The following is a 21247-nucleotide window of genomic DNA, read 5'->3' as shown; positions in this document are numbered from 1 at the left end:
TATTTTAAAGGGGCTGTGTACTAATTATTTAGTACCACAGCCCCTTTCATTGTTCTACATTTCTTCCTTTATCTTTATTACTTCTTCAATTGATATTCCGGCACCTTTAGCTATAGTTTCTAAATCAACACCAAGAAGTAAAAAACTCTTTACATTTTTAATTTTTTCCTCCTTCTTACCTTCTTCTATTCCTTCTGCCCTTCCTTCAGCTCTACCTTCAGCTCTACCTTCAGCTCTTCCCTCTTCAGTAGCTTTTATAATGGCACTTGCTTTATTTAATAATGATTCTTTTCTCTTTTCATAAAGCATTCTCTCCCTAGAATTTGCACTTAATCTAATTAGTTCTTCTTTTGCTTCTCTTATTTCTTTTTTGCACATCTCTAGATTTGCAATAACATCACCTTCTGGATTGCTTATAAACTCAACCCAAGCCGTTAACATATCTGTTATTTCTTCTGAATTTTCCACTTTTTTAAGCTTTGGTATTTCAATGAAATGAATCTCCATTATATCTGTAAGCTGTTCATTTGTTTCAATTTCTTTTAGTCTATATGCATTATGATATCTATTATTTTTTAAATATTTAAAATCTAATATATTTATACAAACTGTTTTAGCTAACTTTTCATAGTTATCACCTTGAACAATTTGCTCTTCATATATCTTACTCCAATAATAAAGACTACGCTTTATCATGTTGTATTCATTTTTAACCTGTATTTCTACATTAATATACTCTCCACTATTTGTTATAGCTTTTATATCTAACCTGCTATATTTATCTTCTATATGCTCTTTTTCTATATCTGAATTTTTAATTTGTACTGATTTTATAGGATCAGTAGATTCCATAACTGCATTTAAAAAAGATATTAATATTTCAGGATGTTTTTCATTTCCAAATATTTTTTTAAACACAAAATCTATTTTAGGACTTAATAAAACTCTAGGCATATATTAACACTCCATTACGTAATTTATATAAGTTATTATATCATTTTTATTTTAATTCTTAACATTGTTTTTTCATTTATTCATAACAATATTTCTTAAAAACAAAATCAAGAGCATAAAAATAGGCTGCATGAAAAATCATTTCAAAACAACCCTTTTTCACATTATTTTTCTATGTAATTTATAACATGTTTTATTATCATATTAATGCTTCCATCACCATTTCTTTGAATTTCAAATTTACTGTTATCATGGTAAGTTTCTTCATTAATATATAAGTCAATATCTTTATCTATTTTTAATCTTACACGCTTTAATTTCTTTTCAACCCAAGCCTTATCAACAGATACTTCCTCTTCAATTCCTTGACCCTTGATAAAGGTAGAAAAATCTTGTTTTGCATTTGGCTCATTATGGAATAATTGAGTTGCTAAATCTTCTATATTAATAGATTCATCTTCTTTTAATCTACTTTTTACAGCTGTTCTTATTTTTTCAGCTTTTACTGCATCTTCTGTTACATTACTTCTTGTCCATGCTTCTGTAGCTTTTAAAAATGTCTTTGTCATATCTCTGTTATTAGCCACCACTGAACATCCTAAAAAATGGTTCATAAAATAATTAGCACCATATTCTTCATCGTCTTTAGATTTTCTTTGTTTATCTATAACATATAAATCAAACTTATTATCTTCTCTTATTGGCTTTATAAATGCAGCTTTTTGAATTCTTTGACCACTGCCTGGAAGCCCTGCCATTTGTGGAACTATTCCTATTCCTATTTTATCTTCAACAAAATCTACTTGATGAGTATAGTTTTTAACATAATCCATTTTAAGTATACCTATCATTGGTCCTTGATCTGTTATTAAAGAAACAACAATTAAATCACATGATGGAATATTAGTATTACCATTCATTATGGCAAATAATTGTCTTGCTAGTTCCTTAGAAAGATTCACTATATCATGGTCTACACCATTTAAATAATCCTGTACAATTTCTTTAACTATATTTCTTTCTTCCTTAAAGACAGCTGTTTTTAATTCTTCATCTTTAAAACACTTTTCAATATGTCTATATAAAAACTTATATATATCTTCTGTAAGCTCTAAAGTAAATTCATTTAAAATTGGATCAGGACTATTACTATCTAATATATGTATTACTGCTTCTTGAATATTTATGTCATTAACGTATTCCAAAGAAAACACCCCTTAATGCTAAAAATTAATAATTAAAAATGAAAAATTAAGTTGCTCAAATATACTATTCTTGTATTAACATTTTCATTGTATTTAATCTTAAGATTTGTAAGCATAATAATTAAATTCATTTTTAATTTTCAATTAATTATAAATAAATATTAAGGTGTTTACAACTTTATTATTTGAAATCATAGAATATTAAATATTCTGCTAATTAAATTTCTTGTTTTTTTTGTTATAATAGAGGTTATAATTATAATACAAAAAATTATTATTTAAGGAGCATATTATGACTGAAAAATTACTTATTATAGATGGCAGCAGTTTGCTAAGCACTAGCTTTTATGCCACTGCTACTGCTTACTTAATGGCTAAGACTGACGAAGATAAAGAAAAAGCTCTAACAAGACTGATGAAAACTTCTGACGGAAGATATACTAACGGTGTATTTCCTTTCATGAGAACGCTTTTATCTTTAATTAAGAAAAATGAACCTACTCACTTAGCAGTGGTATGGGACGTTTCAAGACAAACCTTCAGACAAGAAATTGCTGGTGGTACATATAAAGGTACAAGAAAAGCAACTCCTCATCCATTAAAAGAACAATTTATAGCTACTCAAAACTTATTACAAGGAATTATTCCTCAGTTTTTAAGTGGAAAAGATGATGAAATTATTTATGAAGCTGATGACTTTGCTGGATCACTGGCAAAAAGATTCCAAAAAGAAATACCTGTATTTTTACATACAAAAGATGAAGACTATTTGCGTGCGACATGTTGCTAATTGAAAAGATTAGCTTATAGATTTATTCTATAAAACTATTTAACCGAAAGGTGGAATGATGGTGTAACGCCCTGAAACGCCTTCCCTGAAGCTCCGAATTGCAACCATATTTGCAAGAATATAATTGTAATAAGCTCGGTAAAGTAGGCTGAGAGACACCCTAACACTATATCTAAGATATGGTAGAGGAAATGCGAACTGGAGGCAGTCGAGTGTTGATAGGTCTGGGGTCGAATATCTATGGTGAGAATGAGCATCAGCTCTGACGAATCTTTGAATGTACGGGTCTAAAAGTCTATATCTCTAATGTGGGATAACACTCCTGAGAGTGGTTTGTGGGGTTAGTAAGCTTGTCGGTAATGAAAGCCCTAATGTTGTTACAGGCAACATTCTAGCAAACAGGTCTATAGAAGACACCTAAGGATATTCTATGATAGGTTAAATGGAACATGGTAAGGACTATAACATGGAGGGCTTGCACCCAACGAAGTGGTCAGAGTGGGAAAACTGTAGCTATTAGTGAGAAATCTCTGTTTAATTAGTCTGAAAGTAGGGGCACAGTACCAATGAAGCTATGATAATAAGTAGTGGAGGAATAGCCCTAAGTCAATCTATATTTTCTTTAAAACACTCTAAATTCTTTTATTAGTTAAGCTTAGAACGATGAGTATTCGAGTAAGACAAATATATATAATCACCATTAAAGGAGGTTATAGACTTATGGCGAAAAGTTTAGCAAATAGAAAGAAACAAACATTAATAAACAATGAATATTACAACATGCAACAAAAATTTGACACACTATATAAATATAGTAACGAAGGTAGAAACTTCTACAAGTTATTTGATATGATAGTGGATAAAAATAATATTAAATTAGCCTATAGGAATATACAAAACAACAAAGGTGCAAATACACCTGGAGTTGATGGCTTAACCATAGACTATCTAAATACAATAGACATTATAGAAATGGTAAAAAGAAAACTATTAGATTATAATCCAAAAGCTGTTAAAAGAATTATGATAGATAATGAAGGGAAAAGAAAAAGACCGTTTGGCATCCCAACCATTGAAGATAGATTAATTCAACAATGTATACTACAAATATTCGAACCAATATGCGAAGCAAAATTTTACAATCACAGTTATGGATTTAGACCTAATAGGAATACACATCATGCCATAGCAAGATTTCATACATTAGCTAATATCAATAAACTTCACTATGTAGTTGATATAGATATTAATGATTTCTTTGATAATGTTAATCATAACAAGTTAATTAGGCAATTATATCATTTAGGTATAAGAGATAAGAAAGTGTTAAGCATTATAAAAAGAATCCTCAAATCAGAAATCCAAGGCCAAGGAAAACCCACAAAAGGAATTCCTCAAGGAGGTATACTTAGTCCTTTACTATCGAATATAGTTCTAAATGAGCTAGATTGGTGGGTTGCTAGTCAGTGGGAGTTTATGGTGACATCTCACAGCTATGGTTACTACAAAAAGAATGGTGTCTTCGACCAAACAGCAAAATATGCAGCTCTAAAGAAAACAAAGCTCAAAGAAATGTATATAGTAAGATATGCTGATGATTTCAAAATCATGTGTAGAGACTATAAATCAGCTATAAAGACGTACTATGCTGTAACTAAATGGTTGAAAGATAGATTGGGATTGGAAATAAGTGAAGAAAACTCTAAAATAACCAATCTAAGAAAAACCTATTGTGAATTCTTAGGATTTAAAACTATATTAACATATAAAACTAACAAAGATAAATGGACTACAAAAAGCAGATTAACAGACAAATCAGTGGCAAAAGCTAAACGTAAAATTAAAACTGCTATAAAAAATATAGTGCAAAACCAAGAAGTTAAAACAATTAACCAATATAATGCTATTGTTATGGGGCTACAAAATTACTATAAAATAGCCTCGCATGTATGTAAAGATTTTGCAAATATCAATTATGAGTGTTCAATAGTACAATACAACAGACTACGTAAGAACCTCAAAAGAGTAACCAACAAAGAAAACACTAGCGAAACTTTTCGCAGACTGTATGAGGATTACAATGGAAAAACCTTCTCATTAAGAGGAATAACCTTGTTCCCAATATATGCAGTTAAAACTAAAAAACCTTTAAATTTTCAACAAGACGTTTGCCTGTATACTAAAAAGGGAAGAGATAAGATACATTCAAATCTTATGGTTGATATTGATTATGAACTACTAAGATATCTTATGGAGAATCCAAATGAAAATGAAAGTGCAGAATTCAATGATAACAGAATATCAAAATTCATAGCTCAAAAAGGGAAATGTGCTATTTCAGGGGAACTGCTAGAAAAAGGTGATGATGTACATCATCTAAAAGGTAGAAATATTGATGGAGCTGATAAATTTAGCAATCTAATGTTTGTTAAAAAGACCATCCATATATTAATACATGCAACTGACCCTGAAACTATAAAAGAAAATTTAAAGAAAGTTACTCTAGATAATAAACAAATGGCAAAATTAAATACATATAGAAAGAAATTTGGAAATTATGAAATAGCTATATAAAGAAAATGTATAAAATAGATTGATGGACTGCCGTGTGCGGTGAAAGTCGCATGCACGGTATGGAGCGGGGGAAAAGTTTCAGTGTATTAGATAACTTATTACAGTTATTGAAGGCTGTTTAACGGAGGACTAGGTCCAAAGACTTACCTATCGCTATAGCTTGTTGATGTAAATACAAGAGTATGGCTTGGAAGCAGCAAAGCTGATAAGATGTTTGAAGATTTAGGTTTAAACAGACAGGAATTTAACGTACCTGATGGCTTCTTTGAATTTACCCTTTCAACGTTAAAAGATATAAAAGGGTTAGAACCATATCAAATAGTTGAATATAAAGCTCTTTGTGGAGATACTTCTGATAATATTCCTGGAGTTAAAGGTGTAGGTGAAAAAGCTGTTATTCCTCTTCTTCAAGAGTATGGAAATATTGAATCAATATATGATACAATAGAAAACCTTTCTTCAAAAGAAGAAAAGGAATTAAAGAAATTCTTTAAAGAGAGCTTAGGCATTGGAAGATCACCTATTTCTTATATGCTTGCTGAAGGTGTTATTGCTTTAAGCAGTGGAGAAAAAATTAACTACAATGTTATTTTTGATGAAGTTACTGAGGAAGATAAAGCATTACAACCTTTATTTGAAGAAAAGCTTGGAAAATTAAGATTCCCTATAAGACTTTCTAATGCTGAAGATATAGAAAAGTTAAGAAATGAAGAAGTTTATGGAGTTCAATTATGTGCAAAAGAATCTGCTTTTATGAGTAAAGAACTTGCTACAATAAAAACTGATATAGAATCCATTGCAAATGTTAATCTTGATGATATTAAACTTAATATAAACTATGATGAACTAAAAGCAAGACTATTAGACTTTGAAATTAAAACATTAATTTAATAAGGAGAATAAATTTTATGAGAGAATTAGAAACAAGAATTGTTGATATTGATGTAGATGATATAAGAGAAAAATTGCTATCTCTTGGTGGTAAAAAAGTAAAATCTGAAGACCAAGTTAATGAAATTTATGATTTTGAAGATGGAAGACTGCTATCTGCTAAAGGTTATGCAAGAATTAGAACTGTTACAGACAGACTTTCAAATAAAGAAATTACTTTTATGACTACAAAGAAAATGTTAAGCCAAGATACATTTAAAGTTATGGAAGAAAATGAAACTATAATTATGGATGCTGAAATGGGAAGAAAAATCTTCTTATCATTAGGTCTTAAATTGAAAGAATCTATAAAAAAATATAGAGAAAGCTATGAACTTGAAAATGCTCTTGTGGAAATAGATATTAACGATAAAAGCTTCTGCCCTTTCCCTTATATTGAAATAGAAACAGATTCCATTGAAAATTTAGAAAAAGTTGTTACTTCTCTTGGATATACTTTAGAAGATACTACTTCTCAAACTATTTATGATATTTTAGCCGAAAGAGGAATAACTGGAAGTACTCCTGGAAGATAATAAGTAGTATAGACTATCTACAGATTTGTATAAATTATACAAAAAATAGCTAGATATTGGATAATTCTAGGTAGTCTAGCTATTTTTATTGCTTATATATTACACAATTATCTAACATAGTCTAATGTTAAAATTGCAAACTTTTATTTTGTATATCTACACTTTTAAAATATACTATATTTGATCTAATTTACTATATTGTTCTAATTCATCCCATGTTGGAATTGATTCTAATGCACCTATTCTTGTAGTTGTAATTCCTCCAACTAAATTAGCTGTTTTTATTATATCTTCTATGCTTTTATTAGGAGTATTAAGCACTTGTGCAATAACAGCACCTATAAAAGCATCACCAGCACCTGTTGCATCTACCATTTTCATTTCGTTTGTTGGTATTAATATTTGTTTTTCTTTAGTTGTAAGAAGTGCACCTTTTTTACCTAAAGTTATTATTAAGTTTTCACAACCTAAATCTATTATATATTTAGCTGCTTCTTCTATGTTTTCCATGCCACTTATTAAACATGCTTCTTCATCACTAAGTTTAACTATTTTACTGTCTTTTATAAAGTCCTTACAGCAACTTACAAAAGTATCTTTATCTTCACAAAATAAAGCGTCTCTGTAGTTTGCATCAAAAGTTATTATCTTATTATTTTTTAATGCATAGTCTTTTAGCTTGTAATAAGTATTCTTTAATTCTCCTTCAAGAAATGCTGTTGCACTTCCAAAATGGAATAAATCGAATTGATCAAGATTATTCTTTATTTCATCAAAAATTAAATCTGAATCTGCATTTCTCATAAACTTAAAATCTCTATCCCCATCTTCTTTAAGTGAAACAAAGGCTAAAGTAGTGCTTTTATCTTTTAATTTAATCATCATTTCAGTATTAATATTATTTTTTTTAAAAGTTTCCTCTAAAAACTCCCCAAAAAAATCATCTCCAACTGTTCCACAAAAATATGCATCTGCTCCAAGCTTAGATATTGCAGCAGCAACATTAGCAGGTGCACCTCCAGCTTTTCTAATAAATCCACTTGTATCTTTTAAAGCTTTTCCATGCTCATTAGATACAAAATCAATTAATGCTTCTCCAGGGCAAAGTACTTTTTTCATCTTCCATTCCTCCAATAATATGCTAGATAAGAGTACTACTATTTTAAAAATGCGGTACTCTTAAACTTTTTCAATTTATAAAATAATATCAGGATTATTTATCTCAAACATTTCCAATTCATTAATATTATCATATTTAATGTATGATTGCATATTGTATACTACATTTGTAATTACATACTTTCCACCATTTATAAAAATTTCAATTATTCCGTTATCTACAAATATGTCTAACTCGTATATTCCATCTAATTTAGATGATTTAAATTTTACTGCTTTGAAATCAGTATCTGCAAATACACCGCTTCTATCAACTGCTATGCTATCATCTTCTACACATATTTTGTATCCTCCAATATTTATATGACTTTCTTTGTTTAGCTTTACTTTTATTCTGCATGGATTATTAATATCAAAATCTGATCTATTTATTTCTTTTGTAAATAAGTTTTGTATATTTTCTGTAACTGCAAAATGTACTTTATTATCTATTACATTTATTACTCTTGGAAGAGTCATCATACCTATCCATTCTTCACCTTCAAACTTCTTAGGCATACGAACCCAGCCAATTAAAATTCTGTTTCCATCTTTGTCTAAAGTTGTTTGAGGTGCATAAACATCAAGCCCTTCATCTAAATAACTATATCCATTTGTTATTTTCATTTCACAAGTTTCTTCATCAAAATCTACAATTGAGTAAATAGAATTATTTGTATAGTTTACCCCATCATTTGTTATATGTTCAGGAGACATAATTAAAATATATTTTCCATCTACATTAACTAAATCTGGACATTCCCACATATCACCTATACTTTCATCGTAGCAACGGTTTTTGTATTCCCAAGATTCTCCGTCCTTACTTGTGTAGAAAAGAGCCTGTCCTATATATCCTTCTACACCTTCTTTTTCAAACTTACTTCCAACTATCATTGAATATCCATCTTTATATTTCCAAACCTTTGGATCTCTTGTATGAGTTTTATTACCTAATTTTCTATCAGTTATAGGTGGAATAACAACTTTTTTATCATTAAAGTTATCAAATGTATATCCATCCTTACTTTCTATTTTCACTTGGCACGCTTCAAATGATTCATTATCATATGGTCTATGAATATTTTCATCTTCAGTCCTTAAATATTTAATTCCAGTATAATAAAATTGTAGTTTATCATCTTCTATTAATGCTGTTCCTGAGAAACATCCGTTACTGTCAAATTTCTTACTTGGGAATAATGCAATACCGTGATGTTCAAAATTTACTAAATCCTTACTAGTTGCGTGTCCCCAATGTGTAGTTCCCCACTCTGCAGCATATGGGAAGTATTGATAGTATAAATGATATTCTCCTTTATAATATATAAATCCGTTAGGATCATTTATCCAATTTTTAGGTGATGTAAAATGTAATTTAGGCCTTCTCATTAATTTTCCTCCTAGTGCTCTAAAGTTAGAGTATTTCTTAATTTTAATATATTTTCTTCAGCGTTCTCTAAAGTTAGAGTATTTCCTAAGTTTAGTATATTTTCTTCAGTATCCAAGTCAAAGAAATGAACTTTATTTACATTGATTACAAATTTGAATTGCTCTCCAATTTCCTTTACGTCTTCTTTTCCTACTCTTGCTACTGCTGTAGTGTTGCCTATTTTAAAATACAGGTTATTTTCATTTCCCATGATTTCTGTATTTTCTATAGCTGAAGTAATAATACTGTCTTCAAATAATCCAATATTTAGATTATCAAGCTTTATATCTTCAGCTCTAAATCCCATACATAATTTACCTTGTCTGTTGTTCATTCTTTTTAATATTCCTTCTGGAAGAGTTATTTTGCTTCCATTTTCTAATATAGCTTTATTTCCTTTAACTTCAACATTAAGAAAGTTCATTTGTGGTGAGCCTATGAAGCTTCCAACAAATTTGTTTCTAGGATTGTCATATAAGTCCATAGGTGTTCCTATTTGTTGTATTATTCCATCTTTCATAACAACAATTCTATCTGCCATAGTCATAGCTTCAACCTGATCATGGGTAACATAAATTGTAGTACTTCCAAGTTCTCTATGCAATTTACTTATCTCATTACGCATACTGACACGTAATTTAGCATCTAAATTACTTAAAGGCTCGTCCATTAAGAATACTTTTTGATTACGTACTATTGCTCTTCCAAGTGCAACCCTTTGACGTTGTCCTCCAGATAAATTCTTAGGCTTACGCTTTCTGTATTCTTCTAAACCTAAAATCTCAATTGCCCAGTTTACTTTTTTCTTTATTTCATCTTTTGGAGTTTTAATATTCTTTAATCCAAAAGCTATATTATCTTCTACTGTCATATGAGGATATAATGCATAGTTTTGGAACACCATAGATATTCCACGTTCTCTTGGCGGCGTATTATTGACTATATTTCCATCTATTGAAATAGTTCCTCCAGTTATTTCTTCAAAACCTGCAAGCATTCTTAAAGTTGTTGATTTACCACATCCTGATGGTCCTACAAATACTATAAATTCTTTTTCATCTATGGATAAATTAAAATCAGTAACTGACTTCTTTGTTGCATTCTTATATTGTTTTTCTACATTCTTAAATTCTATAAAACCCATTTTTATCGCCTAACCTTTCTTTTATTTATATAAATTTTAGCCCTCTTTTGATCCTGATGACATTGCTCCTTCTACTAATTGCTTAGAGAAAAGAGAATATACTATTAATATTGGTATTGTAACCAGTGTTATAGTTGCAAGTACCTGACCTGTTGTAACATTATCATTTGCAGTAATTGAATTTAATCCTATTTGAACTGTCAATAAATTGCTTGATGTAAACACCAATGATGGCCATAAAAAGTCATTCCATATTCCTAAGAATGTGAATACCCCTACTGTTGCTACTATAGACTTTGACATAGGTATAACAACTCTGAAAAAATATTTTAATGGACCACAATGATCTAGCTGCGCTGCTTCATATAAATCATCTGGAAGCTTCATAAATACTTGTCTAAATAAGAATATGTTAAACGGACTTACAATCATAGGAAGAATATATCCAACTACAGTATTTAATAGTCCTGCTTTTGCAATCATTAAAAAGTGAATAATACTTATAGTTTCCATAGGTACAATCATTAATAGTAGTATTATAAATACCCATACTTCTTTAAATGGAAAATTTATTTTTGCTAAAGCATATCCTGCTAGACCATTAACTATAATACTTAAAACTATAAGTATTGCTGCATAAACTAACGTATTAGTCATATATCGCATTAAACTGCTGTTTGTAATAATAGTTATATAATTTTCAAAAAAGTTATCAAAGCTTAGTGGTGGAAGAAATGCTGCTATACTGTTCATATCTTGTGTTATCATAGCATCTGGTTTAAAAGAATTTACAACCATCCATATAATAGGAAACAAAAACAATATTGATAATGCAAGCATAAAAATTATAAGAATTCTATTTAAAATTTTTCCTTTATTTGAAAGCATATTAATCCTCCTTTTTGTTTGTAAGTTTATATTGAATACCTGCAAGTGCAATTACTATAATTGCAAATACAATTGCCATTGCTGAAGAATATCCCATATCCCAATTAACTGTACCAGTATCATAGATATAGTACACAAGTGAATATGTTGAGAAAGCTGGTCCTCCTCCTGTCATCACCATAGGCTGAACTAATAATTTAAATGCTCCTATTGTAATTGTTAATAATATATATATTGAGATTGGTTTAAGTTCTGGAACTGTTACATTCCAAAATTTGCCCCATCCACTTGCATTATCAATTTCTGCTGCTTCATATAAACTAGGAGAAATAGCCTGCAAGCCACCTAGAAAAATAATCATCTGATATCCCATTCCTTGCCATATACTTAATGCTGATATAGAATTAAGTGCTTGATCTTTACTGAATATAAATGGCTGAGATGATATTCCAATAGCATTTAACATATTGTTTAATATACCTTCAGGGCTGTAAATCTGCATCCACAAAGTTGATACTACTGCAAGTGACATTACTACTGGAATAAAAAATGCTATTTTGAAATATTTTTTACAATGAGTAACTTTATTTATGCCAAGTGCTAAAAGTAATGCTCCTCCCATCTGCAATGGTACAACTACAAGTGCAAATTTTATTGTATTAAAAAATGCTTTTCCAAATAACTCATCATTAAATAATCTTGTATAATTTCTAAGTCCAACAAACTTTGTTGCGCTAGGATTTAATGTAAAAAAGTCTGTAAAACTAAATATCAAAGTTAAAATCATAGGAATAAACAAAAATAATGTTAGTAACACTAATGCTGGACCAAAAAAAGCCATTCCCATTATCTTTTCTCTTATCTTATTCATTACTTTCCACCTCCAATTATATTAATCTTGATAACGTATTAACTTATCTTCTATTCTTCTCATTGTTTTATATAACGATTCTTCTGGTGTTTCATCATTTAATAGTACACCTTCAATAGCCTGCTGATATGATGTACTTATCTGAGGATAGGCTGGTGATTTTGGTCTTGGATGACCATAGTTAACAAGCTGATAATATGCTGTTTTAAATAATTCATCAGTTTTAAATGCATCAATATTTTCATAAGCTTCAAATGTAGATGGTAAATTACCTGTTAAGTTATACATATCTATGCCACTTTCTGCATTAGTTAAAACCTTGATTGCTTCTTTTGCAGCCTCAGGGTTTTTACAAGATGTAGTTGTTGCAAAAGCCCATCCTCCTGTTGGTGTATACTTTTCTCCATTCCAATCATTTCCCACTGGATATGGTGCTATTCCTAAATTAAAATCTGGATAGTTATTTCTTATATTTGTAATAGCCCATGCTCCATCAAATTTAAATGCAGCTCTTCCCTTTTCAAATAAATCACTTATTGTATATTTAGGTATATATCCTTTGTCTGTAATTTCTTTAAAATAACTAATAGTTTCTACATTCTTTTCAGAATTAAATACTCCATTAACCTTTAAACCATCAGAGCTTACAAAATCTCCACCATTTGACCATATAAATGGTGCATAAAAATAAATAGTTGTTTCCCCTGCTGGGAATGACATATCTATTGGATATCCATTTTTTTCATCTAAATAGTTCTTAACTTTTTCGCAGACCTTGTTTAATTCATCCCAAGTCCATGGATTATCAAATGATGGTACTTGTATTCCTACTTCGTTTAATATATCTTTGTTATAAAAAAATAACGTACTAGATTCCATTAGACCTAATGCATATAATTTATTGTTTATTGTTCCCTGCTCTATTACTGACGGTAAATATTTAGCCTTTTCATCATCAGTTATACCTACTAAAGGCTGAATTATGTTGTTTGCAACATAAGCTGATACATTTGGACCATCAACAGTTATTATGTCTGGAAGTCCTCCAGAAATTACTGATGAATTTATTTTATCAGTATATCCTCCTCCACTTTCGTTACGAGGTACAAATTCAACACTTAAACAATACTTACCATTGTATTCTTTATTAAACCTTTCTACTGAATTTTTATAAGCTTGTCCTTCTGGAGTTTCTTCTATAACATGAACCCACATTGTTATAAGCTCCTCGCCTTTGTCGTATCCTTGAATATTTTTATTAGATACTTCTGCATTTCTAAAAGAACATCCAAAAAGATTAAAACAAAATATTAGTAAAATAAAACCATAAAATTTCTTCACTATTCATTCCTCCCATTTTAAATTACCGATAATGTAACCGGTTACCCTAATCAAAGTATATCAGGAAAACATTTACAAATCAATATGTTTTTAACATTTTTTGATAAAATTAATATTTAATGGTATAATTTCATTAATTTTAATATTCTTTTGCTTTACATAGCTTTAATACATATTTTAAACCTTGTATTTATAAACTTAATATAAGGATTATTGAAATAGGAGGTAAATACATGAAAAAAAACATCACTTTTAGTGATATAGCTAAATATACAAATTTTTCTAAAACAACAATATCAAGATATTTTAATTCTCCAGAAACTTTGACTCAAGCTTCAATACAAAAAATTGAAAAAGCATTATCAGAATTAAATTATACTGAAAATAAAGTTGCCAGAAGTTTAGCAAATGGTAAAACTGAAATTATAGGAATTATAATCCCTAACTTATTTCTTCACTATTATTCTCAAATATTAAATAATATAATAGATACCTATAGTAAATATAATTATAAATTTTTAGTATTCTTAGGAAATTCTGATCCAAATGAAGAAATAAAATATATAAAGGAACTAATGGCTTATAAAATTGAGGGACTCATCATATTAAGTCATTCTATAAGTTCACATCAATTAAAAGAATTTAATATTCCAATTGTAGCCATAGAACGTGAAGACAATTATATATCAAGTGTAAATAGTGATAATTATTCTGGTGCTGAAAAAGCAAGTAAATTACTAATTAAGAATAAATGTGATATATTAATACATATTAATGGAAAAATAAATGACAATACTCCTGCTTACAAGCGTATTGAAGCATTTAAAGAAACTTGCGAAAGGAATAATCAAGCTTTTAAAATTTATATGTCAGACATTAAAAGTTCTTTTGAGGAAAGCTATAATTCTCTTTATCAAATTTATTTAGATATTGATAAAAATTATCCTTATGTAAAAAAAGGAGTATTTCTAAGTAATGATACACATGCAAATATATTTCTAAATATTCTTATAAGAAATAAAAAAAGTATACCAGACGAATATGAACTAATAGGCTTTGATAATTCTCCAATTTCTACTGAAGCAATAATTCCTATAACAACAATAGGTCAAAATATTGATAAAATATCTGACTATGCTATAAAGTCTCTATTAAGACAAATAAACCTTAAAAAAAATAATAAAATTGCACCTATTGAGCATATTGTTGTACCAACTGAATTAATAGTTAGAGATACTACAAGTAAGTATTAAATTTTCCAATGAATATTAGTTTTTATTATTTGGCTCTGTTAAACAATAAGTTTGATTTTAACCCCACAACAAACTAGTTATGGGGTTATCATTATAATACTAATTCCTAACTGCACATCCACTTTACAATACATTATAATATTTGCTATTTTTTGCACAAAAATAAAACCAACTAAGACTAATCTGAGTTGGTTTTACTGTGAAATTTCACTACTATTATCTAAAACAAATTTCTTAAATAATGTTACCGATGGTGTTTGATATTTATTTTTTATAGTTGCCATATATATATCTTTCATGTGAAGGATTATTAATAGGTAAAACTTTAACATTAAAATGCTTAAGTGATGATATTTTAGGAACCACTGCTATTCCATAATCTATTTCTACTAGCCCTGCCACTGCATTATTTTCTTCCACTTCACAAACTATATTTGGCTCTATATTTACTTCTTAATATTTATTATAACATACATTATATTTATTATTTATTTTATAATAGGATAATTATTCCTATGGCATTTTCATCTAAATCTTAAAACAAACTGACGAAAACCACTTCTTATACATCTTTTTGCATTAAGTTTCTTTTTTAATTGTTGTAATTTCATTTCAGTATTATTAATTCTAGCCTCAATTTTTTCTTTTTGAATATCTTTTTCTATTTTTTTCTTAGCAATATCCTCACATGATGAACATATAAACTCACTTATAGAAATGCCTTTTTCATCTGCCATTTAAAGCTTCTCTCTTCTTTTTGATGATTTTATAAAAAGCTCTTCTAAGCCTTCCTTATCTTCATCTTCAATACATTTAAGTATTTTATTAAATTCATTTTCAAAAGCTTTCATGGACTTTAATAAGTTTTTCTTGTTTCCTAAAAACAATTGACTCCAAAGACTTTCATTTATATTGGCAATTCTAGTTAAATCTCTATAACTATCACCTATAAAACTTCCTGTATCTCTTCCCTCTTCATCACTATTAATAAGTGCAACAGCCAATGCATGAGGAAGTTGACTTGTAAAACCTATCATTTCATCATGATACTTAGGCGTTATTATTTTAATATGACTAAATCCCAAATCATAAACAATATTCTTTATTATCTCAATATTAGCTTCTTTATTCTTTTCAGTGATGGTAATTAAATAATTAGCTCCTTTAAAAACCTCATCACTAGCATATTCTATACCTTTTTTCTCTCTTCCAGCCATTGGATGACCAAATACAAAATCAATATTTTCTGGCAATATACTTAATACTTCATCAATAAACAATTCCTTAATTCCTGTAACATCATTTATTATAGCTCCATCTTTAAAGTTATGCTTATTATTTTCTATAAAGCTTTTAATTAAATTGGGATATATTCCTAAAATAATTATATCAGCTTCCCTAATTACTTCTTTTCCTTCAACATACCCTTCTTTAATTATACCCATTTCTTTAGCTTTTCTTAATGTTTCAGTATTAGTATCTATACCATAAACATCTTCATATCCAGCATTTTTTAATGCCATGGCATAGCTACCACCAATAACCCCTAGCCCCACTATTACTATTTTCATAAACTCTCTCCCCAACTCTTATTTTAATTATGAATTATCTAAGTTTTTTCCCTTCCATTTCAGCTATTACTTTTACCTTCTTCATAAGCTCATCAAAAGCAGCTGGCTTAATTGATTGTTGTCCATCACTTAATGCACATTGAGGATTGTTATGAACTTCTATCATAAGTCCATCAGCTCCAACAGCTATGGCAGCTTTTGCTAATGGTTCTACTAGATACCAGTATCCTGCTGCGTGGCTTGGATCCACTATTATAGGTAAATGTGATAATCTTTTTACCACTGGAATTGCACTTAAATCTAATGTATTTCTTGTGTAATTTTCATAAGTTCTTATTCCTCTTTCACAAAGAATTACATTTTCATTTCCACCAGCCATGATATATTCTGCAGACATTAGCCATTCTTCAATAGTTGCTGCAATCCCTCTCTTAAGAAGTATTGGCTTATTAGTCTTACCTAATTGTTTTAATAAATCAAAGTTTTGCATATTTCTTGCACCAACTTGAATTACATCAACTCTGTCAACAAATTCATCAATATAATCTGTAGACATTATTTCTGTTACTATATTTAATCCTGTTTCCTTCTTAGCAATTTCTAAAAGCCTTAATCCTTCAAGTTCAAGACCTTGGAAACTATAAGGTGATGTTCTTGGCTTAAAAGCTCCCCCTCTTAAGAAATTGGCACCTGAATTCTTAACTGCTCTAGCTACTTCTACAATTTGTTCTTCACTTTCCACAGAACAAGGTCCTGCCATTACGCCAAGATTTCCTCCACCAATTAAAGTGCCATTTACATTTATTATACTGTCATCAGGCTTAAATAATCTATTAGCCTTTTTAAATGGATCTTGTACTTTTAATACTTTTTCTACGCCTTCAAAAGTTAAAATCTTATCTGAATCTATTTTAGAAGAATCTCCTACTAATCCTAAAATACAATATGTACCTCCCTTAGATACATTGACTTCTACGCCATATTTCTCTAAATTACTTTTTACAAAATTAATAGTATCTTCTCTTACTGTAGGCTTCATTACTACGATCATATACTTACCTCCAACTACATCTATTTTATAATTTCAGTTAAATTTTTCGTCTCATACTAAAATTCTTCTCCCATTATTGTATATATTTTAGCATAAAAAATATGCTAATTATATATTTTCACATTAGTAAATCCCTATTTTCCCATAATATAATGTATTTTTTAGCATAGGAATTTTTTTTAAGTTATATTTTTATCCAAGGCTATTTTTTCTACAAAATTCTTCAACATACTTTTTAAACATCTTCATTGTTGGACTTTGATATTTATTTTTTAAAGTAGCCATATAAATATACCTTTTATGCTGTGGATTAGATATTGGCAATATCTTCACATTAAAGTATTTTAGTGCTGTAATTTTAGGAACTATTGATATACCATATTTAACTTCCACCAATCCAGCAATGGCATTATTTTCTTCCACTTCACAAATGATATTAGGCTTATTATCAACAGCTTTAAATAATCCATCGATTATCTGTCTTATTCCACTTTTATTACCAAAAGCAATAAATGGATATTCACTTATCTCTGCTAAATCTACCGAACTCTTACTGGCCAAAACATGATCTTTATCTACTATCACTACTAACTCCTCTTCCATTATAGGTGCAAACTCTATTTCTTCTTCATCTTTAGCTATAGATGAAAATACTATATCATATTTTTCACTTTTTAAATCCTTTAATAAACAGGATGTAGTTCCTTGTCCAAAAGTAAATTTAACTTTTGAATTCCCTTCTTCATTTATAAAGCCATTTACCAACTTAGGTACAAATTCAGGTCCTAAAGTAAATATATATCCCAATTCTACGCTACCAGTTCCTATACCTATTAGCTCTTTAATTCTTTTTTCGCCTTCTTCTAATTCTCCTAATGCTTTCTCTACATATTCATAATATATTTTTCCATATTTAGTAAGTTTAATATTCCTTCCATCTTTTTCAAAAAGATATGTGCCAAGTTCCTTTTCTAAAGTTGACATTGCATGACTTAAACTGGGTTGAGTTATTGCTAGCTCTTCTGCAGCTTTAGTATAATGCTCCATTTTGGCTAATACTCTAAAATATCTTAAATAATTTAAATTCATCTTTTTCTCCACCTATAAAATATAAATAAATATTTATTATATCTGAAATTATAGCACTTTTTAATCCATTATATATATTAATAAAAATAAGCCAATGTAAAATATTAATTTTACATCAGCTTATAACTATATCTTATAATCTTCCTATTCTCTTTAGTGTATCTGTTATATTTCTACCTTCATCAACACCTTCAATAATTCTTCTAGCTCTTACACTATCACCAATATTAACAACTTCTACTTCATTAGAAGCAAATTTTTCTTCTAATTCATTCATTAATGGTGAATAAGCTCTCATTCCTAAACATACAAATCCAAAATCAAATTCTAATTCCTCATCTACACCATCTTTATTAATAATAAAACTATTTGGCTTAACTTCTAATAATGAAGTGTCAACTCTTACGTCAACTTCTTTTTTCTTTAACATAGATAAGAAATCTATCTTACTTATAAAATCTAATCCATTTCCTACTGCTGGCATTCTTTCAACAATTGTTACACGAGCACCTTTATTAGCAAAATATTCAACAACATCAAGCCCAACAGCTCCTCCACCAATTACACCAATCTTCTTACCTTCTAATTTCATTGCTTCGAATTCTTTAATATTTTTTATAAATCCAAAGATAGACATTACTTTTTCATTTTCTTTATCAACTACGTTGTGTAATCCAGTAATTGGAGGTAATAGAGGGTTTGAACCTGTAGCATTTACCACTACATCTGGTTTTAAATTTTCTATTGCTTCTATCGTTGCAGTAGTATTAGTAAATATATATAAATTCTTTAATTTTTTAGCTCTGTTTATTAAATAATCTGGGAAATCATTTATTCTATCTTTAGCTGGAAGTTTTGCTATTTCTCTTGCTAATCCTCCTAAGTATGGCTTAGCTTCAAATAAGAATGTAGTACATCCTACTTCTGCAGCAGTACAAGCTGCTTCAAGTCCAGCTGTTCCTCCACCTATAACTACCACATTAGTAGCCTTGTTTACTTTTAATTCTTTATGAGTATCTCCAAATATTACACTTGGATTAACTGTACATCTTACAGGTCTATTTAATCCAATTCTATGTCCTGAACAAGCAATATTACAAGATATACATTTTCTTAATTCATCTTCTCTTCCACTTTTAACCTTATTAACCCATTGTGGTTCTGCTATAAGTCCACGTCCTATAGCCACCATATCTGCATGTCCTTCTTCAATTATTCTTTCAGCAATCTTAGGATTTCTTATATTTCCTGATGTTATAACTACTTTTTCTGGATACTTTTCTTTTACAGCCTTAGCCATGTATGAACGCCATCCATCTTCTAAATAGTTAGCATCTATTTGATATTGAAGTGAATCATTTAAAGCTGCTGATACATTTAAAATATCTGCATCTTCTTGTAAATATTCTAGCATTTCTAAAGAATCTTCTAATGTATTTCCACCTTCAACTAACTCTTCCGCACTAAATCTAAAACTTATTGGAAACATTGGTCCTACAGCTTCTCTTACAGCTTTTAAAACTAATCTTGCAAATCTAGTTCTATTTTCAACACTTCCACCAAATTCATCAGTTCTTTTATTATACACAGGTGATAAGAATTGACATAGTAAATATGAATGTCCACCATGAATTTCAACAGCATCAAAACCTGCAATTTGAGCTCTCTTAGCAGCTTCTGCATATTTATGTACTATTGCATGTATTTCTTCTATTTCTAAAGGTCTTGGCACTGCCCCTCCAGTTTTTGATGGTATATTAGAAGATGATACTGGAGTATTTCCCTCTATTCTACCTGGAACTGCTGAAGCACCTGAATGATTAATTTGAATAGCTACAGACGCACCCTGTCTATGTAACCTTTCTGTTAATTTAAATAAATTTGGAATATATCTATCATGATCTAATCTTATTTGAGTTGTACCATTTGATCCTAAAGGAAAGTCTACACAAGCATTTTCAACTATAATAAGACCTGTTCCACCTTCTGCTCTTTTTTCATAATATGTTATATGCTCATCAGTAAAATCTCCCATAGCTCCACCGTAATTTGTTCCCATAGGAGGCATTGCTACTCTATTTCTTACTGTCATATGTTTAATCGTTATAGGACTTAAAAGGTTTTTGTAATTATTCATATATATCTCCTAACTATAAATTTATTTATCATTATCTTTGTTTATAAATATTGCTAAATCATTAATTTCTTCATTAAAATAATTGTTATTTTAATCACGTTAATTATTTAACGTTATATTTATTATATTGTACCTTTCATCACTATTCCAATTGATATTAACCACATTATTTATAGATATATTCTATAAATTACTTATTAATACCTAATTTTTGTCTATAAATTGCCAATTTCATTTTATTCTTATAATAGCAATAAAAATAGGAGTAGCTAAAACTTACTACTCCCCTTTTTCAAATTAAAATATATTTTTTTATATATTTT

The 21247-nt window shown here is 29.0% G+C and carries 19 protein-coding genes; 5 read left to right on the top strand and 14 right to left on the bottom strand.

The window, feature by feature from the left end; all coding sequences use genetic code 11:
* Positions 1–54: 54 nt before the first annotated feature.
* Together Q5O44_RS13170 and Q5O44_RS13165 are read right to left on the bottom strand one after the other, a co-directional pair.
* Entirely contained in the window at positions 55–954 is a 900-nt protein-coding gene (locus Q5O44_RS13170; RefSeq protein WP_022168903.1) for an Rpn family recombination-promoting nuclease/putative transposase, read from the bottom strand.
* A 164-nt stretch (positions 955–1118) separates the two neighbouring features.
* Positions 1119–2159 carry a nucleoid-associated protein gene (locus tag Q5O44_RS13165; RefSeq protein ID WP_022168902.1) on the bottom strand — a complete coding sequence of 347 codons (1041 nt, stop codon included), beginning with the start codon at positions 2157–2159 and terminating at the stop codon, positions 1119–1121.
* Positions 2160–2451: 292 nt separating this feature from the next.
* Here Q5O44_RS13165 and Q5O44_RS13160 point away from each other — a divergent pair, with 292 nt between their 5' ends.
* The 4 genes from Q5O44_RS13160 to Q5O44_RS13145 all read left to right on the top strand — a co-directional run bounded on the left by Q5O44_RS13160 (position 2452) and on the right by Q5O44_RS13145 (position 6989).
* Positions 2452–2949 (top strand): PIN domain-containing protein, encoded by a 498-nt coding sequence (locus Q5O44_RS13160; protein WP_022168901.1) that lies wholly within the window; start codon positions 2452–2454, stop codon positions 2947–2949.
* Positions 2950–3669: 720 nt separating this feature from the next.
* Positions 3670–5523 carry a group II intron reverse transcriptase/maturase gene (gene ltrA / locus Q5O44_RS13155; RefSeq protein WP_022168900.1) on the top strand — a complete coding sequence of 618 codons (1854 nt, stop codon included), beginning with the start codon at positions 3670–3672 and terminating at the stop codon, positions 5521–5523.
* 210 nt (positions 5524–5733) lie between these two features.
* On the top strand, positions 5734–6414 hold the full coding sequence (locus tag Q5O44_RS13150; protein WP_022168899.1) for a 5'-3' exonuclease H3TH domain-containing protein: 681 nt from the start codon (positions 5734–5736) through the stop codon (positions 6412–6414).
* 17 nt (positions 6415–6431) lie between these two features.
* A complete protein-coding gene (locus Q5O44_RS13145; RefSeq protein ID WP_022168898.1) occupies positions 6432–6989 on the top strand; it encodes a class IV adenylate cyclase in 558 nt (185 codons plus the stop codon).
* Positions 6990–7163: 174 nt separating this feature from the next.
* On the opposite strand, the gene Q5O44_RS13140 is transcribed toward Q5O44_RS13145, so the two are convergent.
* From Q5O44_RS13140 to Q5O44_RS13115, 6 genes are all read right to left on the bottom strand, one after another.
* Positions 7164–8108 (bottom strand): carbohydrate kinase, encoded by a 945-nt coding sequence (locus Q5O44_RS13140; RefSeq protein WP_022168897.1) that lies wholly within the window; start codon positions 8106–8108, stop codon positions 7164–7166.
* A gap of 75 nt (positions 8109–8183) precedes the next feature.
* Positions 8184–9539, bottom strand: a complete 1356-nt coding sequence (locus Q5O44_RS13135; protein WP_022168896.1) for a glycoside hydrolase family 32 protein — start codon at positions 9537–9539, stop codon at positions 8184–8186.
* A gap of 11 nt (positions 9540–9550) precedes the next feature.
* Positions 9551–10723 carry an ABC transporter ATP-binding protein gene (locus Q5O44_RS13130; protein ID WP_022168895.1) on the bottom strand — a complete coding sequence of 391 codons (1173 nt, stop codon included), beginning with the start codon at positions 10721–10723 and terminating at the stop codon, positions 9551–9553.
* A 36-nt stretch (positions 10724–10759) separates the two neighbouring features.
* Entirely contained in the window at positions 10760–11611 is an 852-nt protein-coding gene (locus Q5O44_RS13125) for a carbohydrate ABC transporter permease (RefSeq protein WP_022168894.1), read from the bottom strand.
* Position 11612: 1 nt separating this feature from the next.
* Positions 11613–12482 (bottom strand): carbohydrate ABC transporter permease, encoded by an 870-nt coding sequence (locus Q5O44_RS13120; protein ID WP_003467041.1) that lies wholly within the window; start codon positions 12480–12482, stop codon positions 11613–11615.
* A gap of 21 nt (positions 12483–12503) precedes the next feature.
* Entirely contained in the window at positions 12504–13823 is a 1320-nt protein-coding gene (locus Q5O44_RS13115; RefSeq protein WP_022168893.1) for a sugar ABC transporter substrate-binding protein, read from the bottom strand.
* 233 nt (positions 13824–14056) lie between these two features.
* On the opposite strand from Q5O44_RS13115, the gene Q5O44_RS13110 reads away from it, so the two are divergent.
* Positions 14057–15076 carry a LacI family DNA-binding transcriptional regulator gene (locus tag Q5O44_RS13110; RefSeq protein ID WP_022168892.1) on the top strand — a complete coding sequence of 340 codons (1020 nt, stop codon included), beginning with the start codon at positions 14057–14059 and terminating at the stop codon, positions 15074–15076.
* Between the two features lie 264 nt (positions 15077–15340).
* On the opposite strand, the gene Q5O44_RS13105 is transcribed toward Q5O44_RS13110, so the two are convergent.
* The 6 genes from Q5O44_RS13105 to Q5O44_RS13080 form a co-directional block, all read right to left on the bottom strand.
* On the bottom strand, positions 15341–15496 hold the full coding sequence (locus Q5O44_RS13105; RefSeq protein ID WP_277643998.1) for a hypothetical protein: 156 nt from the start codon (positions 15494–15496) through the stop codon (positions 15341–15343).
* 104 nt (positions 15497–15600) lie between these two features.
* Positions 15601–15813, bottom strand: coding sequence for a hypothetical protein (locus Q5O44_RS13100; protein WP_022168891.1), 213 nt, complete (start codon positions 15811–15813; stop codon positions 15601–15603).
* Positions 15814–16647, bottom strand: coding sequence for a prephenate dehydrogenase (locus tag Q5O44_RS13095; RefSeq protein WP_022168890.1), 834 nt, complete (start codon positions 16645–16647; stop codon positions 15814–15816).
* A 34-nt stretch (positions 16648–16681) separates the two neighbouring features.
* Positions 16682–17698, bottom strand: a complete 1017-nt coding sequence (aroF, locus tag Q5O44_RS13090) for a 3-deoxy-7-phosphoheptulonate synthase (protein WP_022168889.1) — start codon at positions 17696–17698, stop codon at positions 16682–16684.
* A 192-nt stretch (positions 17699–17890) separates the two neighbouring features.
* Complete coding sequence (locus Q5O44_RS13085; protein ID WP_022168888.1) at positions 17891–18787, bottom strand: LysR family transcriptional regulator; 897 nt, start codon at positions 18785–18787, stop codon at positions 17891–17893.
* Positions 18788–18920: 133 nt separating this feature from the next.
* Positions 18921–20924, bottom strand: coding sequence for an FAD-dependent oxidoreductase (locus Q5O44_RS13080; protein WP_022168887.1), 2004 nt, complete (start codon positions 20922–20924; stop codon positions 18921–18923).
* Between the last annotated feature and the right edge of the window lie 323 nt (positions 20925–21247).

This window comes from Clostridium sp. CAG:221, assembly GCA_000435835.1.
Lineage (GTDB): Bacteria > Bacillota > Clostridia > Clostridiales > Clostridiaceae > Clostridium.
The sequence above is the reverse complement of the archived record's forward strand: the minus strand, read 5'-3'. Positions and strand labels throughout refer to the sequence as shown.